This window comes from Leptolyngbya sp. BL0902 (assembly GCF_016403105.1).
Lineage (GTDB): Bacteria > Cyanobacteriota > Cyanobacteriia > Phormidesmidales > Phormidesmidaceae > Nodosilinea.
In genome coordinates this window covers 50,871-71,462 of record NZ_CP046155.1, presented here as the reverse complement: position 1 = coordinate 71,462, position 20,592 = coordinate 50,871, and the positions used below count along the sequence as shown (strand labels likewise).

Genomic DNA, 20,592 nt, shown 5'->3' with positions numbered 1-20,592 from the left:
GACCTGGGGTAGCACTGCATAGGAGGACAATGGCCACCCAGGAACAAGTAAGGGAATTTTTGGCCCACTGGTTTCAGTTGGGCAAGCCCGTGGTGCTGGCGGAGAATCGGGGCACCTGTTTGCCGTCGCCGATTTTTTACAAAGGTCGCTACAGCCAAGCCTTTGAAGATTGTTGGCACCACATCATGGTAACAAGTGGCCAGGGCTGCTACCTCGAAGGCACCACCCAAAGCGTTGCGACGATGCTCACTCCTGCCTGGGACATTACCGCCTGTGCCCGCTGCGAGATGCCCGTGGCCATCCCCATTTTGGGCCTCAATACCTGCCCCTGCCCCTGCCACGACCTCCACACCTGGCCCAACACCGAAGTACCGACCCCACGCCCTGCGGTGGATGAGGAACAGCGCCTCAGCAAGATTCAGGAACGCCTAGAACAGGTTTCCGACCCACCGCCCTTGCCTCCCCGTTGTCCCTACAGCGCAGAGGACACCAGCGTTTTTTCCTCTTGGCGCAAAATGTCGTGAACCAAAAAGTCGTGGGCCATGAGGGTATTGGGGAAAATGGCCCTAGCCTCGGCCAGCAAATCCCCAAGCTGGATGCTGTTGCCCGGAGCATAGCGGGGGCTGAAGTGGGTCATGATCAACTGCTGCACCTGGGCACCTAGGGCCACCTGGGCCGCCATGGTAGAGGTGGAGTGGAGCCGCTGGTAGGCCAAGTCTGCATCCTGGTGGGCAAAGGTGGCTTCGTGAATCAGCACATCGGCCCCTTGGGCTAGGCTCACCGCTTGGTCACAGTAAATGGTGTCGGTGCAGTAGACCAGTTTGCGCCCCACCAAGTCGGGGCCACAGAGGTCAGCCCCGTTGATGACACGACCATCATCGAGGGTGACTCGCTTGCCCTGCTTGAGCTGCCCATAGAGCGGCCCAGAGGGAATCCCTAGGGCCTGGGCACGCCCCACATCGAACCGCCCCGGACGATCCCGCTCCTCCACCCGATAGCCGTAGGCAGGCACTCGGTGTTCCAGGCGGTCACACACCACCCGAAACTCCTCGTCTTCAAAGACTAGCCCCGGTTCCACGGCATGGATTTTAATGGGCAGAGTAAAGTGGGTTTGGGAATAGCGGCGACAGGCTTGCAGGTAGTCGTTCAGCGGCTTGGGGCCATAGATATCAATGCGCTGCTGCCGATTACCCGCTAGCCCACAACTGGCCAACAGGCCCATGAGACCAAAAATGTGGTCGCCGTGCATGTGGGTGATGAAAATACGGCGAATTTGGCTAGATTTGAACTCACTCCGCAAAAACTGGTGCTGGGTGCCCTCGCCACAGTCAAACAGCCATACCTCTGCCCGCTGGGGCAATCGCAGCGCCACACTCGACACATTGCGGGATCGGGTGGGCACCCCAGAACTTGTCCCCAAAAACGTAATTTGCACAGGTCTTCTATACCATCGACAAATACTTTCCTATCTTGTCACAACCCCATCCCTCCCGGACGGGTGCTCCGGTGCATTACCCCACTCAGCCCACGGTCGGAGACCATCCCTGGGGGTTCCCGTCTGCCCCTGCCCAGGGAACTTCCGAGGACGGACTATCATAAACCTGTGCAGACCGCCGATTGACCTAGGAGGATACGAACCATGAATCAAGGACGTTGGATCAAAACCTGGCTCTGGAAGCCTCTGTCTGCCTGCCTTACGGGTGGCATGATGCTGGCCTCTGCTGCCGCTGCCCAGGCCGACCCACCGGGGATTTATTACTCCTGGCAGGCCATGACCACCGATGTGAACCAGTGCATTGGTCAGGCAGAAAATGCCCTAGAGTCCCAGGATTTGAACCCGGTACAGACGGATGCCATCAGCATTGCGGGGCAGTCCGATGATTCCACCGCCGTATTTGTGTGCATAGAAGCTCCTGATGGGGCAGACTACACCACGGTGATGGTGATTGTAGCCAGTGCCGATAACAATCAGGCGCTCGCCCTGCGGGAAGCCCTCAAGCAAGCTTTCTAGTTCTGTGCGTCTAGTGGTCTATCGCTATTGTGAATCGGGAGCTGATGACAGCTCACCGGACAGCCGCTTGGACGCTGCTGAGGTGGTTGAACGCCTGAAGGCTGACCTCCTGGACAGTGTCACCGATGGCAACGCCGATGACAGCGCCCCTCATGGCAGCGGTCACGGCAGTGGTCACGGCCACACCCCTAGTATTGAGGTGAAGGTCTACGAAGATCAGGCCATCGCCGCTAACCCCAGCCATCGGCCCCACCTAGCCCAGCTTTTGGCGGACAATCACCACACCCCCGCCGATTATCTGTGGGTCAATGCCTTGGCCGCCTTGGGCGATAGTCCGGCAGCGGTGCAGCAATGTCTAGAAGCCCTGGCTCAAGCCGGGACTGCGGTACGAGTCGGGGCGGAACCCGCGATGGCTTTTGCCACCGGAACCGCCCTTGCCAACGGCCTCGACCCCATAGCCGCCATGCAGGATCAGCAGCAGCGACGGCAAAAACGGGCGGGCCATGCGCGGAATCGCCTCCAGGCGCTACCGCCACCGGGCAAGGCTCCCTACGGCTATCGGCGGGGGCAGGAGCGGTATTTAATCGACCGCACGGCCTCTCCGGTGATTACAGCCTTTGTCAATGAATTTTTGCTCTACGGTTCCCTGCGGGGGGCGGTGCGCTTTGTGGAAAGACGGTTCGGCAAGCGGATTGCTGTCTCTACCGGGCAGCGCTGGCTCAGCCATCCCGTCTACCGGGGCGATCTGCAATACTGCGACGGTCAGGTGATTCGCAACACCCACGCCGCCATCATTTCCCGCGACGAAGCCGCCCAAATTGATCGCCTGCTGCGCCGTAATCGCCCTTTGCCTCCGCGCACCGCTGGGGCCTCCCGTTCCCTAGCTGGATTGGTGCAGTGTCATACCTGCGGCAGTCCTATGACGGTTTCGACGACGACCATCCGAGGCAAAGCCCAAAGCTACCTCTACCTGCGCCCCACCGCCTGCCCCCAACAACCCCGCTGCCGCGCCCTTGCCTACGACCAGGTCCTCCAGGCTGTGATTGCCGACATTTGCCACACCCTACCCCAGGCCGTGGCCCAGTGGCAGGCCCACCGCGCCGATCCTAATTCAGCACCACCGCCCAATCCCTTCGCCCAACTGCAAACCCAACGCCAACAGCGAGAATCGGCCCTTGCCCAACTCCCTGCCCTGGTCGAAACCGGGGTGCTGGATGCTGAAACCGCCGCCCTGCGCCGCTACAAACTGCGCGGCGAAATCACCCACATCGAACAGCAAATCGCCCAACTGCCCCCCGTCAACCTAGCGGAACTGGCTCCCTCCGTTGCCCTGCCCCAGTTTTGGCTGGATCTCTCCGAAGCCGAACGCCGCTTCTTTTTTCGCGAATTTATCCGCCGCATTGAGATCCACCGCCAAGGCCAGGAATGGCAGGTTAACCTGATGTTGGTGTTCTAGCCCGGGTAATCAACCGGATGAGCGGTGCCCCCGTCGATAGACTCGGCCCACAAGACTCGGCTTACACCAGTTGATCGGGGTCAATGCCCTGGGCTCTCAGAAGCGCAGCCAATCGCTCAGCCCGATTTCGCGCCTGTTCCGCCTGTTGCTCGGCGGATTCCGCCCGTTGGCGTTCTTGCTCAGCCCGTTGGCGTTCTTGCTCGGCCCGTTGCCGTTCTTCTTCGGCTTGAAGACGTTCCCGCTCGGCCCGGAGTCGCTCCTGTTCGGCCCGTTGGCGTTCTTGATGAACCTGTTCCCGTTCCCGCTCTACCGGGGTTAAGATCCATTGGCCATCGGCGTCAAAGAAGCGCAGCCAGTCTCGTACCCGGCCCTGGAATCGGCCACGCCAGAGCCCCAGACCAAGGTTGAGTTCTGGAATGGTAAATCGCCCATCGAGGAGGGGGATGGGCCTATAGCCCGTCTGCGTTAGACGAAAGGCTTGTAGATTGCCTGTGTAGCGATCAAAGACGACGTAGTAGGGAATGCGAAGGATTTGTTCGTAGACCTGCCATTTGGGCGGTGGAGCGTCGGGGTCGGTGGCCGGAACAAGGCGCAAATCTTCCTCAGCGGTGCCGGGGGAGAGCAGTTCTACCACAAGGTAGGGGTTAACTTGCTCATGCCAGGTCACATAGCTGAGCCGTAGATTATCGTCGCGGTAGAACCGGGGAACGCCCACCGCTGCAAACCAGTCGGGCCGTTTGTACCAGCGGGGATGGGTAATGTCGTAGTACAAATTTAGATCAGCGGCGGTGAAGATGCGATCTTCCGCCACATCCACAAGGCGAAAGGTGGCGCTGAGTAGCTGGGGCTGAAAGTCATGAAATTCGTCCGGCAACCCAGGCTCCTCCGGGTCTTCGCTGGGCAAATCATACATCGTGGGCCAGGTTTCCCTGGGAGGCAGGGGCACATCTGCCGGGACGATGTAGGGATTGTGGGGAATTTGGACTGAGGGTAGGGGCCGAGGAGACATAGAACCGTTACTCCTGGGAGAAGGCTTGGTTTGATTCTAGCCCGCTCTACTGATGGAGGTTGATCATGTGGGATCCCAGGGCAATGCCAAATTCGCCGTAGACGTCTTGGCCTAGCAGGCCGACGCTGCCGCCCACTGCAACGATCATGGAGGTTTTGCGCAGCCCGCCCACCTCAATGAAGTCCACATAGCCAATGGGAAGGTTAACGGTACTGCCGTCGGCAATTTTGACTTGGGTGCTACCCGTGATCACAACGCCAATTTGCTGGGCCATTTCGGCGGTAATGAGGGTGCCCGATGCTCCAGTGTCAAACATCATGGGAAAGCGATGCACCCCGTTTTGTCCCTGAAGCGTAACCTCAACCATGGGAATACCCCCTCGGCGCTCGAGAATGGGGATTTGGGCCACTAAGCCATCGGGGGGCGCAACGGGCTCGGCGCTGACGGGGGCCGCGACTTGGCCAGAGGCTCGCTGTTGGGCCGCAGCGAGGTTGCGCCGATACTCCTGCGCCTTGGCTTGGGCTTGGGCATGGTTGGGGCTGTCGGGCGGCACCTGCTGCATCAAATCAATGGCTTGTTGCCAGCGGCTCGCCGCCAGTTGCCAATCCGCTGGAGACTGGGCCGATTGCCCCAGAACGACGGCGCTGGTTGCCCGGTTCATCCCCTCGCGAAAATAATCGGTGGCCGAAGCTGCGGGTGTTGGATCGACGGGCGCGGGGCTGGGTTCGACCATGGGGGCGGGCGCTGGGGCCGAGGATAGAGGCGCTGTTTCACCCCCGTCTCCCTGGTGGATTAGGCCCTGACAGCCCATCAGGGGAACCAGCCAGCCTAGACTGGCGATGACCATAACCCTTATCCGCTGTATTCCCGTACCCCGTCGCCCCATGCTGTCCGATCCTCCTCTGTTATTTTGTCCTTCGATGGTGCCGCTGAGGGTGCCGCTGGCCTTGGCCCATTGCCCCCCGCCCCCCATCTCGATGGGGTCTGGGACTGGCTGGCCCTGGGATGCCGTCGCCTGTGTCAAGACTCCCTTAGGTGCGAATGATCTAAAACCTGTGTTTTGGCCTTAGGATGGTAGCGCCCTGCGATCCTTCCCCAATGGCCATGGTTTTTCTTGATGCTCCCCCTGCTCTTTTAGTTTTAGCCGATGGCTCCGTCTTTCGGGGCTGGTCCTTTGGGGCCAGCGGCACCGTCATGGGGGAAGTGGTGTTTAACACGGGCATGACGGGCTACCAAGAAGTGATGACCGACCCCAGCTACTGCGGTCAGATCGTCACCTTCACCTACCCTGAACTGGGCAACACCGGGGTAAACCCTGAAGATGAGGAATCGGCTCGACCCTATATCAAGGGAGCCATTGCCCGCAACATTTGCGACATTCCTAGCAACTGGCGCTCTACCCAATCCCTGCCAGACTACCTCAAGGCCCACCAGATTCCCGGCATTTTTGGCATCGACACCCGCGCCCTCACCCGCCGCCTGCGAACGACAGGGGCGATGAATGGCGCAATTTCCACCGAAATTTTGGATCCAGAAGAACTGCTGCGCCAGTTGCAGGACGCTCCCTCCATGGCAGGGCTCAATCTGGTGGATCATGTGACCACCCGCGAAGTCTACGAATGGACTGAGGGCACCCCCACCGCCTGGGAATACAGCCAAGGCGAAGTCATTGCCGACCAAGCCCCCCTGACCGTGGTGGCGGTAGACTTTGGGGTGAAGCGCAACATCCTGCGGCGGCTGGCCAGCTACGGCTGTCGCGTGATTGTCGTCCCCGCCACCAGCACCCCCGACCAAATCATCGGCTACCAGCCCGACGGCATTTTCCTGTCGAATGGCCCCGGCGACCCGGCGGCAGTGACCTACGCCCCCGAACTGGTACAGGCGCTGCTGGCCTACCAACTGCCCACCTTCGGCATTTGCATGGGGCACCAAATCCTGGGCCTTTCCCTGGGTGCGTCTACCTTCAAGCTCAAATTTGGCCATCGGGGGCTGAATCAACCCTGTGGCCTAGATCGCCAGGTGGAAATCACCAGCCAAAATCATGGTTTTGCCATCGATGCAGCCTCCATTGCCGAGGATCAGATTGCCGTCACCCACCTCAACCTAAACGACCAAACCGTAGCCGGACTAGCCCACAAAACGCTGCCGATCTTCTCGGTACAGTATCACCCCGAAGCCAGCCCCGGCCCCCACGATGCTGACTACCTCTTTGGGAAGTTTGTGCAAACGATGCGGGACTATCGCCAGCAGCACCAGCCCGCCTAAGCTAGCTGAGGCTCCCTCTACCCCTCTACCCCTTTGCCCTCGTCCTGTCCAGGTGCGGGGATCGCCCTAAGGGGGCGGCCCCAGAAGGGAGGGGAACCGCCCCTTGCAGAGCGGGCTATCCTAGCCTATATTTAACTGTCGAATCGGAGCACCCCAGGAGGTTTCCCATCGCTGAATCTCTAACCCTGACCGTAAGTTTACGAGGCACCCGCGATGTCAGGGGAACCTATCAACTCTTTCGCCTCATCGGACAGCTCGACGCCTTCTCGGAACCTGCCTTCCGCAAGGTGTTGACCAAGTATGTCGAGGCTGGCCCTGCCAACATCATCCTCGACCTCGGAGCCATCGACTTTGTGGACAGTTCCGGCCTTGGTGCCCTTGTGCAACTGGTAAAAAAAGCAACCGGAGAAGGAGGCACGGTGCAGGTCGTCACCAATCCCCGTGTTACCCAAACCGTGAAACTAGTCCGTCTCGAGAAGTTCCTGTCCCTCCAGACCTCGGTGGACGAGGCCATTGCTAACCTCAATGCTGCCGCTGGTGAATAGCCCTATTCCCTGGAGCCTTACGCCAACGGGGGCAGAGTTCAAGCCCTACTCCCGTTGGCCTAGGGCAGTTAAGCCTGGGCCAAGGGTCAACCGCACCGATTGGAGCGGAAGCCCAAACCAGGATCTCTGCCCCAGCAGGGCCGTCAGACCAGACGGCTCACCCATCTATTCGGCGTTTGCCCAAGGTGGGCAGATGGCCTCTGACCCCGCCTTGGGCCGAGGGGGAAAACACATTGGCTGATGCCGAACCGCCCGATACCCAAACCCTAGGCCAGTGGCTAGAAACCTGGCTATGGGGAACCAACGGCGTAGACTGGCTCTTCCGTTTTCGAGGGGTGGTGCTGGGCAATAGCCTCCCGGCGGCGACCCTCGCCATGACGGATGACCTGCTGGCCGATCCCATCGCTGCACAATCAATGGTGATCAACTCCATGGTCAAGCCAGGGAATCCAGACAATCGACTGCCTGCGGCCCAGGCGCGGGGATTGTCGCCCATCGCCCTAGCCTATATGGGTGATGCGGTTTACGAACTGTATGTCCGCAGCCAGTTTTTGCTGCCGCCCAAACGCATCCAAGACTACCACAATGCAGTCGTTGATCAGGTCAAGGCCGAACATCAGGCCGAATTGGCGGAACAACTCGCTCCCCACCTCACAGTAACGGAGCAGGACGTCTTTCGTTGGGGGCGCAACGCCTCTTCGCGGGGGCCAAAGCGCGTTGATGGTGCTGTGTACCAAAAAGCGACAGGTCTAGAAACGCTGATCGGCTATCTCTACCTCACAGATCCAGAGCGCCTCGCCCAACTGTTGAGCTATCTCAATATCGGCCCCTAGGCGGGTGTCGGGGGAGGATGGGCCAAGGTTTTCTGTAGTTTTTGTGAATAATCTGTCTAGGCCCACGATCCTGCCACCATAATGGCGATATTGCCGTGAATGGCTAGCAATGCCTAGGGGATGGCCTTGTGCCTGCGAACCCCTGACCCTGTCCCCTAGCCAGCATGATCGCGCCCTCGTCCTTGCCTGCTCGACTGGTTTGCCAGGAGCCCCAGGTTGCTATATTTCCTCAACCCATCGCCTAGGTAGACGTGCTAGCCTAGTTCTTCGCCCGTTTAATCTCGGTGCCGACTTTTTAACCCCTCGGTGTTACCATGCCGTCCGATAACTTTTCCCACGATTCCCGTCCCTCCAAAGGTTCTGCTCCTCGCCCTGGGGGTTCCCACCGAAGCAAGCCCCGGTCTGATTCCGCAGGTCAGGCTAAACCTGTGCTCAAATCCGCCGGAGGAAAGCCTGCGGGGGCCAGGAAGCGCTACAGCGACGAAGGCCGTTATGCGCCCCAAGAAGGAGGCTATCGCGGCAAAGGTGATGGGTATCGTGACCAAGGGGAAGGGTATCGGGGCAAGAGCGACGGCGGCGGCTATCGTGGCAAGAGCGACGGTGGCGGCTATCGTGGCAAGAGCGACGGTGGCGGCTATCGCGGCAAAAGCGACGGCGGTGGCTATCGTGGCAAGAGTGACGGTGGCGGCTATCGCGGCAAAAGCGACGGCGGCGGCTATCGCGGCAAAAGCGACGGTGGCGGCTATCGCGACCGAGATCGGGAACAGGATGGAGAAAAGGGCTATCGCGGTAAAAGCGACGGCGGCTATCGCGGCAAAAGTGATGGCGGCTATCGCGACCGGGATCGGGAACAGGGTGGAGAAAGGGGCTATCGCGGTAAAAGCGACGGCGGCTATCGCGACAACGGTGGGGATCGCTCAGGGGGCTACCGAAGCCAAGGCCAGGGGCAATTTTCTAAAGAACGTCCCCCCCACCATGATCGATCTGGGGCAATTAGTGCCCTAGACTCTGAGGCAACCCAGGAGGACGGCCCCGCTGATCTGATCTATGGACGCCATGCTGTAGCGGCAGCCCTCGAAAACCAGCGCCCGTTGAATCGCGTTTGGGTGAACAGCAAGCTGCGCTATGATCCCCGCTTTTTGTCATTGATTGATGAGGCTAAGGCCAGCGGAGCTGTCATTGACGAGGTAGACACTCGCCGCCTCAACCAAATCACGGAAGGGGCCAACCACCAGGGGATCGTAGCCCAAGCGGCCCCCTACGACTACAAAGATTTAGACGAGATGATCGAGTCTGCCTTGGCGAAGACCAAGCTGCCCGTCATTGTGGCCGCCGACGGGATCACGGATCCCCATAATCTGGGGGCCATTCTTCGCACCGCCGAAGCCCTCGGAGCCCAAGGGATGGTGATTCCCCAACGGCGGGCCGTGGGGGTGACTTCCACTGTGGCCAAGGTGGCGGCTGGAGCCCTAGAGCATTTGCCCGTGGCGCGGGTGATCAACCTCAAACGCGCCCTGGATACCCTGAAAGAAAAGGGCTTTTGGATTTACGGCCTGTCCTCCGAAGCTAGCCAGCCCGTCCACCGCACCACCTTTGATCGGCCCACGGTGATTGTAGTGGGGGCCGAGGGCGACGGTCTCAGCCTCAGCGTGCAGCAAAGCTGTGACGTGCTGATGTCTATTCCGCTGAAGGGGGCTGTTCCTAGCCTAAATGCATCCGTGGCTACAGGCATGGCGCTCTATGAGATCTATCGTCATCGATGGGCGGCACAAATCCAAATGTCCTCTTTGCAAAATCAAAGGCAAACCAGTATAACCAAACAAGGAATGACGCTCCCCTCTGAGAGTCCTGATGCATGACCAACCATCGGTCGCTGTGTTGGTAACGTGGTCGGCAGACCAAATCGGCAGACGAGATAGGCAGACACTATGAAAACTTCTTTCGGGCGTTTTTTAGAAGACTTTTTGGGATTCAGAAAGGCGTGGTGGCTAGAAATTAAAACTAGCCAGCCCACCTGCACCTACTACTTTGGCCCCTTCGATAGCGAAGAAGAAGCCGAAACCTTGAAGGGTGGCTACATCGAAGACCTAGAACAGGAGGGGGCCTTAAACATCCGCACCTCCATTCAGCGATGCAGCGATCCGGCCCAACTCACCATTACCGAGGAGTGGGACAGTCCCTTCGGGGGCTTTACTTCGCCGGCATTTAGCGGTCAACCCTAGAAAGTAGGGGCAAGGTTTAGGGCGCGACTCCCATCAGCCTGGGGGCGGCGCTAGGTTTGAGGTGTGGCAGCTTAGCCATGCCTCAATGTCGTTTAAAAGCTCGTGGGGGATTTCCCAGGGCAGCAGGTGAGCAGTATTGGCATAGCAGCGACTTTCGGCCTGGGGTAGATGGTGGGCCGTTTCTAGGCTGGCCTGGGCGGTGATGTGGCAATCCTGGTCGCCGCACAGAACGAGGCAGGGTACCCGAATTTGGCCCAGATCTGGTAATCGGTTGTAGCCCTGGGCCATGGCTTGGTTGAGCGCCTGGTGGGCATGGCGAGACGTGTGAACAAAGGCCCCAAAGCCCTCCTGGGCCAGACGGCGGTAGGCGACTGGGGTGTGCCGTCGCAGCAGGTAGCGGTAGAGGGAGTTTTGGCCAAGGTGGCGGATCACCCAAGGGTGTCCGGGGATCACAAGGTTGATCAGCGACGCTAGCCCTGTATTCACCACCTCTAGCCTGGAAGGACGGGGATGGTTGCCCACCGGACGGGCGGCGGTGGCGATCAGAATCAGCCCCAGAATGCGGTCGGGGTAGCGCAGGGCTAGTTCGAGGGCCAAAATGCCGCCCAACGACCAGCCCAGCACCCAGCATTGCTCAATTCCCTGACGATCCAGCAGGGCGACTAGATCCTCTAGGCTTTCTTCGAGATGGAAGGGCTGGCGTACCTGGCTGGCACCATAGCCGCGCAAATCTGGGGCCAGGGTTTGATACGGCCCCGCCAGCCGTTCACAAAAGACCGCCATAGTACGCGCCGATCCGGGATGGCCGTGGAGGCAGAGGATCGGCGTACCCTGACCTTGGATATCGCAGTAGAGATCCACCGAGGGCTTCCTAGGGGTGTGGGCTAGCTTTCCTTGGGCTCGAACTGGAGGGCGGCGGAGTTCATGCAGTAGCGCTGCCCGGTGGGGGCGGGGCCATCGTTGAACACATGGCCAAGGTGGGCATCGCAGGCCGCACAGAGCACCTCCGTGCGCACCATAAAGAGGCTGATGTCTCGTTTGGTGGCCACATGGTCTTCCTTGATGGGAGCCCAAAAGCTGGGCCAGCCCGTGCCTGAGTCGTACTTGGTTTCGGAGGAGAAGAGCTCTGTGCCGCAGCACACGCAGCGGTAGAGGCCGGGGGCTTTGTTGTCGTGGTAGGCCCCGGTAAAGGCTCGTTCGGTACCGTGCTTGCGGGTTACTTGGTACTGCTCAGCGGTAAGCTGCTGCTTCCACTCGTCGTCAGTTTTTTGAATTTTTTGCACCATAGCTGTCGATGGCCACTGGCCGTTATAAAAGGGATATGCCAGCATCCTAACGTAAAGGACTGTAACGGGAAAGGCATCGGCCATCGCTTCCCCAACGGGGCTCGTCTCTCCCCTGGGCCTGCCTGGGCTGGGCGATCACTACGGGGTTCTCAGGCCAAGACCGACGGAAATCCTGGGCCTTCGGCGGGCGTGAAGACATCGGCGGTATCAGCGGCATGAACCTGGCCGAGGCCGGGAAGGGCTTGGCGGACGACCTCTGGCGATTGACTCAGCAGGTCGAGGAGTTCGTAGCCGCTGGTGGGTTGTCCGGTCGCTTGGGAAAAGCGATGGGCATAGTAGTTGACCTGGGCCATAATCCGGGGCTCGGCCTGCCGCAGATACATACACAGGCAAGCCCGCGCTTGGGCTTCCGAATCCCGCCCTAGGAAGTAGGCGAGGGCGGTAAGCAACCGTTGTTCGTAGTCGGGGAGGGAAGAAGGAAGGGAATCCATGCCGTTGGGGGTAAATGTTGCCTATGCTGGTACCTGGGAGGGGGCTGATCCAGCACCTCCCTATCTTCTCTCCTTTTCCTCCCATGCTCACCCTGGAAGCCCTGCAAAGCCAGATTCACAGCATTGAAGATCTTCAGGCGGTGGTGCGCACCATGAAGGCGCTAGCCATGGTCAGCCTGCGCCAGTATGAAAGGGCGCGGCTCTCCCTGGCCGACTACCAAGCCACCGTGGAACTGGGGCTGCAAGGGGTGTTACACCATCAGCGGTTTGCGGAGGATGCGACGGGAGCACCGCCCTTGGATCGTCCCAGCACCGGGGCAGGGCAGGTGGGCCTGGTGATCATCGGCTCTGACCACGGCCTCTGCGGATCCTTCAACGAACAAATTGTCGCCCACGCCCTCGATTACCTCCACCGCCATCAGCTTGCGCCCCACCAGTGCCGCCTTGCTGCCGTGGGGGCGCGGGTTGTGCCCTACCTAGACGCGGCCCACCACCACGTTGACCAAGCCTTTTCCCTGCCCAGTTCCCTCGCGGGGATTCCCGTCCTGCTGCAAGACCTATGGCAGCGGCTAGAGCAGTGGCGCTTCCCGGATCCCAACGCATCCCCCTCTTCCCTCGCCCCCAGGGCCATCGACCGAATTTTGCTGTGCTCCCACCAGTCGCTCTCGTCTACCACCTTCCAGCCCAGAATTCTGCAACTGCTGCCCCTCGATCCGGTCTGGCTCCAGGCCCTAGCCCAGCGCCCCTGGCCCTCGGTGGGGTTGCCCCTAGTGCCCGCCCCCTGGGCAGGATCCCTAGATATTGGTCTGCGGCAATACCTGTTGGTGGCTCTCCATCGCGCCACGGTGGAATCCTTGGCTAGCGAGAATGCTGCCCGGTTGGGTGCGATGCAGGCGGCAGAAAAAAATATTGAGGAACGCCTAGCCGACCTGAATGCCGACTATCGGCAGCAGCGCCAAAATGCCATTACCGGAGAGCTCCTAGACATTGTCGGCGGGTTTGAAGCCCTCAACCAAGCTAAAGCCTAAGCTAGCCTGCGTTTGAGATCAACCCAGCACCTGACTCTTTAGCAACCCCCTGGCGGCTTGCCCTTTGGCCCTTACCCTGCGTCTCTCTCCTGGGGGGCAGGTCTTGGAGCCTAGCCCTCATCCCTCTCCCAGTAAAAACGGGGCGAGAACCAAAGGGCATAGGGCGGCTGATAACGTCGGGGGCTACTCTAGCAGGGCAGACTCTGGGGCTAGGATGCGCTGGAGGAGGGTATCGAGCCCATCTAACGGCAGGGGCTTAGCCAGGTAGGCGGTGGCTCCAGCTTTCATGCAGCGTTCTCGATCCCCAGGCATGGCCAGGGCCGTAAGGGCCACGATGGGCCGCTGCTCTAGCGCTGGGTGGGCACGCATACGGCGAATGGCCTCTAGGCCGTCCATGGAGGGCATTTGAATATCCATCAACACCAAGTCTGGGGGGTGGGCGAGGGCCTTTTGGATCGCATCGTAGCCATCGTGGGCGGCGATCACTTGGTAGCCCATGGACTGAAGCACTTCCACAAGAAGATCGCGGTTGGCTGGGTTGTCTTCGGCCACCAGGATGCGACCCTTGGGTGGTGGTGGGGCTGGGGCCACCTGGGGTGAGATATCAATGACGCCTCGGCTGGGAGCTAGGGCCACGGTGGGGCAGGGCAAATGCAGGATGAACCGACTGCCTCGCCCCAACTGGCTCTCCACCGTAACCTGGCCCCCGTGCATTTCGGTGATGCGCTTGACGAGGGCTAGCCCCAGCCCGGTGCCGCCATGCTCGCGGGTGAGGCTGCTATCGAGCTGCACAAAGGACTCAAACAGGCGACTATAGTCGGCAGGGGCAATCCCTGGCCCGGTGTCGGCTACGATGAATCGCAGCAGGGCCGTTGGGCCAGCGTCTGCATCGGCTTCCACGGTAAGACTGACCCGACCTCCGGCAGGGGTAAACTTGACGGCGTTGTCCATCAGGTTAATTAGCGCCTGCTTCAAGCGGAGTTCGTCGGCCTCAATGTGAACGGGAGCCTGATCGAGGTGGACACTCATCTGAATGTGCTTCTCACGGGCCTGGGGCTGCACAAAGGACAGGCTACTGTCGCAGAGATCCCGCAGGGTGAGAGGGGCGAGGCGCAGATCCATCTTCCCCGACTCAATTTTGGCCAGATCTAGCACGTCGTTGATCAGGGCCAGCAGGTGTCGGCCACTGCGCTCGATGATGCCGATGGCATGGTGCTGACGCTCACTAAGGGAACCATAAATCTCATGGCGTAGCGCCTGGGCCATGCCCAAGATGGAACTCAGGGGAGTCCGTAGCTCATGGCTCATGGTGGCCATAAACTCGTCCTTGAGACGGGTGGCGCGGGACAGCTCTCGGTTGGCCTCGGCAAGGCGGTCATTGCTGGCCCGCAGTTGGGCTTCCATTTGTTTGCGGTCGCTGATGTCGCGGGCTTCGGGGATCAGCAGAACCACCCGCCCGGTCAAGTCTTGCAGGGGGCGAATCGAGAAGTCTACCGTGACCACACTATCCTGCCGACCGCGAAAATCTAGCTCGTAGCGCATAAACTTGCCTTGGGCCGCCTGGGCCACCGCCGCCTGAAGCCGCTGCTGTTCGGCCACCGACAGCGACCACCAGTGGGACTGCCACAGGGGCTTGTGCAGCACATCCTGGGGTTGCAGTCCGGCAAAGTCGAGGGCGGTTTGGTTGGCCTCGAGCAAAATGCCGTCCGGGGTCATCAGCCCCGTGAACTGGAAGGTGTTGTTAAAAATGGCGCGGAACTTTTGCTCGCTGGCCTGGAGTTCGGCGGTGCGTTGACGAATCCGATCCTCCAGTTCTTGATTGAGCTGGGCGAGGGCTTCGATGGCGGCCTGCCGCTCTTGGTTCATGCGCTGAAGCAAGCCCATTTCTCGGCCTACGGTGCCAATGCCGATGGGCTCCCCCGTCTGGGAATGGCGCACCAGGGTGGAGTTGAAAAACAGCGGAATTCGATCCCCGCTCTGAAAGTGCCGAATGTCTAGCACCCCTTGCCAATGGCCCTGATCTAGCACCGCTGGCAGCACCTCCTGGTGCAAACGAGCTACGGTGTCTTGGTCAAAGTAATCGGCAATGGTTGTTTGGCGGACGGCCTCTAGGTCTGGTAGTCCCACCAAGGCACGACCCGCCGAATTGACAAAGCTCATGCGCTGATCCAGACCACTGAGGGCCACCAGGTCGGTGCTGCTTTCCACCAGGGCCATCACCCCGGCCTGGATCAGTTGCAGTTCGTCGCCATCGCCCGAGGGGACGACCAGGGCCGTGGGATCGGCCTTAATGTTTGCGGTTGCAACCCGCTGCCCCTTTATTGCCTTAGTCATCCATGGCCGTTATCCGCTGTGATAACCTTTGGTGATTTTTGTGAGTCCGGTGCTCCGACCAACGTGACCCCTCAGTCCAGCAACCCGAGGCCAGCTAACCAACGGATGCAACAATCCAACTGGGATTGCCTCATCCGTCATCGCGCCGATCACCAGAAGGGGGCATCCTGGCGCAGTCAACCGCTGATCTACTAGCAGACTAGCGAATCTCGGGCTGGAGATCGCTGATGTTTGCAGTTGTCTGCAAATTCTTAACCCTTCTCAAGGGGATGATCTGCCGCTGAGGAACGCGCGAAGCTGGCCCAAACCTGGAGGCAGAGGGGGCTTGGCCCTGGCTTAGGTCTCAACCAGTTCAAACAATGGACTAGGCCCAGGCCGCAACCTAGGCTCTGCCCCTTACCCTAGACATAGACCCGATCAGCACCGTTTAGGTCGCCCCGTTTTCACCCTAGGCTAATGCTGAACCGCCATTCCCCTACCGTAAGGATTGTCGCCATGAATCGCCCCACCATTGCTAGCCTGCTGCTGCTGACTCTGCTGGGCCTAGGGGCTTGTAACCGCCCTGAAGCCACCCTCACTCCAACCGACTCCTCCTCCGAAGCGGCCTCTCCCACCACGGTCACAACGCCCGCCGAAACGGCCCCTGCCGTCGCCCCTGGCACCCGTGTGGCCCAAGACCATATCCTCGTGCCGGGACAGCAGGTGGGCCAGGTGACGGCCTCCACCAGTCGCCAGCAGTTGGCTGACCTCTACGGCGAAGCCAATCTCCAGGACACTGAGGTGCACATGGGCGAAGGCTTTATGGAGCCCGGTACCGTAGTAAGCATCGACAACCAGCCTCAATTTACCGTAGTGTGGCTTGATGCCAGCCGGAGCCGCCCCCTGATGGCCAGAGCCTTTGCCCCCGACTGGCAAATCTCGGAGGGCATCGGTATTGGCACTCCCTACGCCACCCTTCAGCAGGCCCTAGGGAACTTCCAGATCTATGGCTTTGGGTGGGACTACGGCGGCACCCTCTCCCTTGAAGGTAGCCAGCTCGATCTGTACTACGGCCTGCTGCTCTTGCGGGCCGAGCCCTCCCAGGCATCCATTGATGCCCACCCCGACGCCTTCCAGGCAACCCTAGGGGATCGGCTGATTCCTAGCACTGACCCCAACCTGGCCCAGCTCGATCTGCGCGTCACCGACATGGTGGTCTACCTGAATGAGCCTATGGAGTAAGGCGTTCTGGGGCAATCTGAGGGCCTCGACAGATCTACAATGGAAGGCCCTTTGCGAGGCACTGCCGCCCCATGGCCCCCCAACCCCAGGCTCCCCCATCGGAACCCCTGCCCCTGCGCTTTTGGATTGCGGCCTTGGTGGCCTTTGTCAATGCCGTGGGGTTCACCATGATCATTCCCTTGATCTACCCCTACGCCCTTCAGTTTGGCCTCAGCGATTTCCAGGCAAGTTTGCTCACCACCGCCTATGCCCTCGCCCAGTTTTTGGGTACGCCCATTTTGGGGCGGCTGTCGGATCGGGTGGGGCGCAAACCCCTGCTGGTGGTGAGTCTTTTGGGGACGGTGGCCGCTAACGTCATGGCGGCCTTCGCTACTACGGCGGCCTTGCTCTACGGGGCGCGGCTGCTGGACGGCATTACCGGGGGCAACACCTCCATTGCCCAGGCGGTGGTGGGAGACATTACCACGCCGGAGCAGCGACCCAGGGCCTACGGTATTTTTGGGGCGTTGTTTCGGTTGGGGTTTGTAGCGGGGCCTCCCCTGAGCTATGGGGCCCAGTTGGTGCCGCCCCTACCCGGTCTAACACCGCTGGGAATGGGGTTCCTGCTCTCGGCCCTGATGGCGCTGCTGGCGACGGGGCTGTGTCTCTTTCTGCTGCCGGAAACCTTGGCGACCTGCTGCGAAAAGTTTCGGCTCTCCTGGCGCGATTTTGGCCTGGGGCGCATGGCTCAATCTATGGGCGATCCCCGCTTTGGCCGCACCTTTTGGCTCACCTTTTTTAGTGGCTTCACCTTTACCATTTTTACCTTTGCCTTTCAGCCCTTTTTTATCAATGTGCTGGGCCAGAGCCCCCAAAACTTGGCCATTATGTTTGCGGTGTTTGGGGTGATTGGCTTTGCCACCCAGGTGTTTGGCCTAGAGCCGCTGAGGCGACAGTTTAGCCTCGTGACCATCCTCGCCGCCACCCTCGCTGCCCGTGGGCTGTTGTTTTTACTGATGCCCGCCTTCCCCAACCTGATCGCCTTTGGCCTCATTACCATTGCCTTTAGCGCCGTTAACTCCTTTCCCATGCCGATGATTGACGCCCTTCTGTCCCTCAAGAGCGGCCCCCAGGAACAGGGGGAGGTGCTTGGTACCAACGCTTCCTACCTGAGTATGTCGAACGCCCTGGGGCCAGCTACGGCTGGGCTTTTGGTGAGTGTGGGCTATGGCCTGCCCTTTTGGGTCTCCGGTAGCCTGACCCTCCTGACCGCCGGATTTGCCCTCACCCTGGAGGCCCCAGCGACGTTAAAGTAACGGTTACATCCCGCTGTTTTAGGGCGGGGTGCTTCCCTTGCCCGTAAGGTCGCTAACCATGATGGATATGCCTTCTACCTCTTCATCTACCGCCAGCAACGTGTTGGGTACGTCCCTGGGTACCTGCTGCACCAATCCGATGACCGGGTTCTACCGCGATGGCTGCTGCAACACCGGAGCCGGAGATATGGGTGCCCATGTGGTCTGTGCTGTAATGACGGCGGAGTTCCTCGCCTACACCAAAGCCCAGGGCAACGACCTTTCCACCCCCCTGCCCGCCTTCCAGTTTCCGGGCCTCAAACCAGGGGATCGCTGGTGCCTCTGCGCCTCCCGCTGGAAGGAAGCCCTCGATGCTGGCGTTGCTCCCCCCGTTTGCCTAGAGGCCACCCACGCCTCTGCCCTGGAATACGTTTCCCTGGCCGATCTGCAACGCCACGCCCTACCCCCGGCTGATTAGCTCCGCTGCGCTGAGCCTCTGCCCTAGACCGCCGCCCTCACACTAGGTAGGTGTAGCGGCCCAGGCTGTGTTCGTACTGCTGAATCAACAGTTGAGATTCTTCCAGGGTGATTTGGTTTTCCTGGAGAGACTGTTCTGACCGTCGCCGGATATTTTCGATCATGTCCTCGGCGTCGTACTGCACATAGCCCAGCACCTCGGTCATGGTGTCGCCCTTGACGACGTGCTGCACCTGGTAGCCCTTGGGGGTCATGTGGATGTGGACGGCGTTGGTGTCGCCAAACAGGTTGTGCAGGTTGCCCATAATTTCCTGGTAGGCCCCGCCCAAGAACATCCCTAGATAGTAGGGCTTGTCCTCCTGGAGGGGGTGCAGTTCTAGGACGTGCTTCACATCGCGCAGGTCGATGAAGTGGGAAATTTTGCCGTCGCTGTCGCAGGTGAGGTCGGCCAGGGTGCCCCGGCAGGAGGGTTCTTCGTTGAGGCGATGGATGGGCAGGATGGGGAACAGTTGGTCGATGGCCCAGGCGTCGGGCATGGACTGGAACACCGACAGGTTGATGTAGTAAATCGAGGCCATGCTCTGGGTCAGTTCCTCGATGTCTTCAGGCACGTAGTCCGCATCACTGACCACGGAGAGCGCCTTACGGCAGCAGGCCCAGTAGAGTCGTTCCGCCTTGGCTCGGTCGGCTAGGGTGAGGTAGCCGAAGTTAAACAGGCTGATGGACTCTTCTTTAAATTGCAGGGCGTCGTTGTAGAGCTCCTGAACGTTTTGGGGGGTGATGCTCTGGTGAATTTCGTAGAGTTCTCGCAGGATGGCATGATCGCCATCGCCGGGGATTTCTAGCTCATCCTGGGCCGGGGCATCGCTGCACCCCAGCACGTCAAACACCAGCACCGATTGATGGGAGACAATCGCCCGTCCGCTCTCGCTAATCAGGGTAGGAACCGGGACATCCTTAGCCCGACAGGCTTCCTGCACTTCGGCAACCACGTCGTTCGCGTAGTTTTGGGTGCTGTAGTTTTTGGAGGCATAGAAACTGGTTTGGGAGCCGTCGTAGTCCACCGCTAGGCCGCCGCCCACATCCAGGTAGCCCATCTTGGCCCCCAACTCCACCAGCTCCACATAGATGCGGCCCGCCTCCCGCAGAGCTTCCTTCAACACGCTGATGGCGGAAATTTGGGAGCCGATGTGGAAGTGCAGCAGTTGCAGGCAGTCCAGCATGTCCTCTTCTCGCAGGCGATCCACCACGGCCAAAATCTCCGGCACCGTGAGGCCAAACTTGGCCCGATCCCCCGCCGATACGCCCCAGCGACCGCTACCCTTGGTGCTGAGCTTGGCCCGCACCCCCAGCACCGGACGAATATTCAGGCGGCGGCTGGCGGCAATGGCCAATTCCACCTCATTCATTTGCTCGATTACAATAATCGGCTGCTGGCCGAGGCGCTGACCCAGCATCGCCGTTTCGATGTAGTCCTTGTCTTTGTAGCCGTTGCAGATCAGCAGTGCCCCAGGGGTATCTAAGGTGGCTAGGGCGATGAGTAATTCCGGCTTAGAGCCTGCCTCCAGGCCAAACTGGTAGGGCTTGCCAAAGCGCACAATATCCTCCAACAACTGCCGCTGCTGGTTGCACTTCACCGGAAACACGCCCCGGTAGACGCCATTGTACTTGTAGCGGGCGATGGCCTTGGCAAAGCAGGCGTTGATCCGCTCGATGCGGTCTTCCAAAATGTCGGGGAAGCGGATCAGCAGGGGCAGATGCAGGTTCCGCTGCTTAATCGCCTCCACCAGCTCCAGCAGATCTAACGACCCGCCCCGATCTCCCTGGGGCGACACGGTAATGTGACCGTCGGCATTGATGGAAAAATAGGGATCTCCCCAGCTATGGATACGGTACAGTTCCTCGCTGGCTTCAATGGTCCATCCGGTGGTGGGGGCTTTGGTGGCTTGTAACATACTTTCCAGGGTGGCACGGTCAAAGGGGCGAACGGGCTCTAGGGATGGTTGCTGTGCCATAGGTGATTAACGGTGCCCCCTCAAGAGTATGGTGAATGGTGGTGTGGCATGGTCTGAACAGGTGGCTAGACAAGCGGCTGCAATGGATGGAGGCAACAGGTCGCCATTACCCAAACCCTGCCCCA

At 60.1% G+C, this 20,592-nt stretch carries 20 protein-coding genes; 12 read left to right on the top strand and 8 right to left on the bottom strand.

All coding sequences use genetic code 11. The features are described 5' to 3' along the window. Window positions 1-29 precede the first annotated feature (29 nt). Window positions 30-524 (top strand): hypothetical protein, encoded by a 495-nt coding sequence (locus tag GFS31_RS00300; protein WP_198806344.1) that lies wholly within the window; start codon window positions 30-32, stop codon window positions 522-524. Here the strand turns inward: GFS31_RS00300 and GFS31_RS00295 are convergent. Further along, window positions 473-1,435: a ribonuclease Z gene (locus GFS31_RS00295; RefSeq protein WP_198806343.1), complete on the bottom strand. Its 963-nt coding sequence runs from the start codon at window positions 1,433-1,435 to the stop codon at window positions 473-475. The genes GFS31_RS00300 and GFS31_RS00295 overlap by 52 nt on opposite strands. Window positions 1,436-1,639: 204 nt before the next feature. On the opposite strand from GFS31_RS00295, the gene GFS31_RS00290 reads away from it, so the two are divergent. Both GFS31_RS00290 and GFS31_RS00285 read left to right on the top strand, forming a co-directional pair. After that, a complete protein-coding gene (locus GFS31_RS00290; RefSeq protein WP_198806342.1) occupies window positions 1,640-2,011 on the top strand; it encodes a hypothetical protein in 372 nt (123 codons plus the stop codon). Between the two features lie 4 nt (window positions 2,012-2,015). Further along, window positions 2,016-3,467, top strand: a complete 1,452-nt coding sequence (locus GFS31_RS00285; RefSeq protein ID WP_225907512.1) for a recombinase family protein — start codon at window positions 2,016-2,018, stop codon at window positions 3,465-3,467. Window positions 3,468-3,528: 61 nt separating this feature from the next. On the opposite strand, the gene GFS31_RS00280 is transcribed toward GFS31_RS00285, so the two are convergent. Next, the gene (locus GFS31_RS00280; protein ID WP_225907511.1) at window positions 3,529-4,476 is read right to left on the bottom strand and encodes a Uma2 family endonuclease; all 948 of its coding nucleotides are present in this window, start codon (window positions 4,474-4,476) and stop codon (window positions 3,529-3,531) included. Window positions 4,477-4,522: 46 nt separating this feature from the next. Then, on the bottom strand, window positions 4,523-5,500 hold the full coding sequence (locus tag GFS31_RS20860) for a TIGR02281 family clan AA aspartic protease (RefSeq protein WP_225907510.1): 978 nt from the start codon (window positions 5,498-5,500) through the stop codon (window positions 4,523-4,525). A gap of 80 nt (window positions 5,501-5,580) precedes the next feature. Between GFS31_RS20860 and carA the strand changes: the two genes are divergently transcribed. From carA to GFS31_RS00250, 5 genes are all read left to right on the top strand, one after another. Then, window positions 5,581-6,741: a glutamine-hydrolyzing carbamoyl-phosphate synthase small subunit gene (gene carA, locus GFS31_RS00270; RefSeq protein WP_198806341.1), complete on the top strand. Its 1,161-nt coding sequence runs from the start codon at window positions 5,581-5,583 to the stop codon at window positions 6,739-6,741. A 5-nt stretch (window positions 6,742-6,746) separates the two neighbouring features. Beyond that, window positions 6,747-7,286: an STAS domain-containing protein gene (locus GFS31_RS00265; RefSeq protein ID WP_317135103.1), complete on the top strand. Its 540-nt coding sequence runs from the start codon at window positions 6,747-6,749 to the stop codon at window positions 7,284-7,286. A gap of 233 nt (window positions 7,287-7,519) precedes the next feature. Then, window positions 7,520-8,119 carry a Mini-ribonuclease 3 gene (locus GFS31_RS00260; RefSeq protein WP_263974871.1) on the top strand — a complete coding sequence of 200 codons (600 nt, stop codon included), beginning with the start codon at window positions 7,520-7,522 and terminating at the stop codon, window positions 8,117-8,119. A 314-nt stretch (window positions 8,120-8,433) separates the two neighbouring features. After that, window positions 8,434-9,978 carry a 23S rRNA (guanosine(2251)-2'-O)-methyltransferase RlmB gene (rlmB, locus tag GFS31_RS00255; RefSeq protein WP_198806340.1) on the top strand — a complete coding sequence of 515 codons (1,545 nt, stop codon included), beginning with the start codon at window positions 8,434-8,436 and terminating at the stop codon, window positions 9,976-9,978. Window positions 9,979-10,047: 69 nt separating this feature from the next. Next, window positions 10,048-10,341, top strand: a complete 294-nt coding sequence (locus GFS31_RS00250) for a DUF1816 domain-containing protein (protein ID WP_198806339.1) — start codon at window positions 10,048-10,050, stop codon at window positions 10,339-10,341. Window positions 10,342-10,374: 33 nt separating this feature from the next. Here the strand turns inward: GFS31_RS00250 and GFS31_RS00245 are convergent, their stop codons facing one another. The 3 genes from GFS31_RS00245 to GFS31_RS00235 form a co-directional block, all read right to left on the bottom strand. Further along, entirely contained in the window at window positions 10,375-11,202 is an 828-nt protein-coding gene (locus tag GFS31_RS00245) for an alpha/beta fold hydrolase (RefSeq protein WP_198806338.1), read from the bottom strand. Window positions 11,203-11,225: 23 nt separating this feature from the next. Continuing rightward, window positions 11,226-11,672 (bottom strand): peptide-methionine (R)-S-oxide reductase MsrB, encoded by a 447-nt coding sequence (msrB, locus tag GFS31_RS00240; RefSeq protein WP_317135052.1) that lies wholly within the window; start codon window positions 11,670-11,672, stop codon window positions 11,226-11,228. A 104-nt stretch (window positions 11,673-11,776) separates the two neighbouring features. Next, entirely contained in the window at window positions 11,777-12,118 is a 342-nt protein-coding gene (locus GFS31_RS00235; protein WP_198806337.1) for a hypothetical protein, read from the bottom strand. A gap of 83 nt (window positions 12,119-12,201) precedes the next feature. Between GFS31_RS00235 and GFS31_RS00230 the strand changes: the two genes are divergently transcribed. Continuing rightward, complete coding sequence (locus GFS31_RS00230; protein WP_198806336.1) at window positions 12,202-13,146, top strand: F0F1 ATP synthase subunit gamma; 945 nt, start codon at window positions 12,202-12,204, stop codon at window positions 13,144-13,146. 183 nt (window positions 13,147-13,329) lie between these two features. Here the strand turns inward: GFS31_RS00230 and GFS31_RS00225 are convergent, their stop codons facing one another. Continuing rightward, on the bottom strand, window positions 13,330-15,480 hold the full coding sequence (locus GFS31_RS00225) for an ATP-binding protein (RefSeq protein WP_198806335.1): 2,151 nt from the start codon (window positions 15,478-15,480) through the stop codon (window positions 13,330-13,332). A gap of 495 nt (window positions 15,481-15,975) precedes the next feature. Between GFS31_RS00225 and GFS31_RS00220 the strand changes: the two genes are divergently transcribed. The 3 genes from GFS31_RS00220 to GFS31_RS00210 all read left to right on the top strand — a co-directional run bounded on the left by GFS31_RS00220 (window position 15,976) and on the right by GFS31_RS00210 (window position 18,453). Beyond that, window positions 15,976-16,701, top strand: a complete 726-nt coding sequence (locus GFS31_RS00220; protein WP_198806334.1) for a hypothetical protein — start codon at window positions 15,976-15,978, stop codon at window positions 16,699-16,701. 71 nt (window positions 16,702-16,772) lie between these two features. Continuing rightward, window positions 16,773-17,996: an MFS transporter gene (locus GFS31_RS00215; protein ID WP_198806333.1), complete on the top strand. Its 1,224-nt coding sequence runs from the start codon at window positions 16,773-16,775 to the stop codon at window positions 17,994-17,996. Between the two features lie 58 nt (window positions 17,997-18,054). Next, window positions 18,055-18,453, top strand: a complete 399-nt coding sequence (locus GFS31_RS00210; RefSeq protein WP_225907509.1) for a DUF2237 family protein — start codon at window positions 18,055-18,057, stop codon at window positions 18,451-18,453. Window positions 18,454-18,490: 37 nt separating this feature from the next. On the opposite strand, the gene speA is transcribed toward GFS31_RS00210, so the two are convergent. After that, on the bottom strand, window positions 18,491-20,467 hold the full coding sequence (speA, locus tag GFS31_RS00205; protein WP_198806332.1) for a biosynthetic arginine decarboxylase: 1,977 nt from the start codon (window positions 20,465-20,467) through the stop codon (window positions 18,491-18,493). Between the last annotated feature and the right edge of the window lie 125 nt (window positions 20,468-20,592).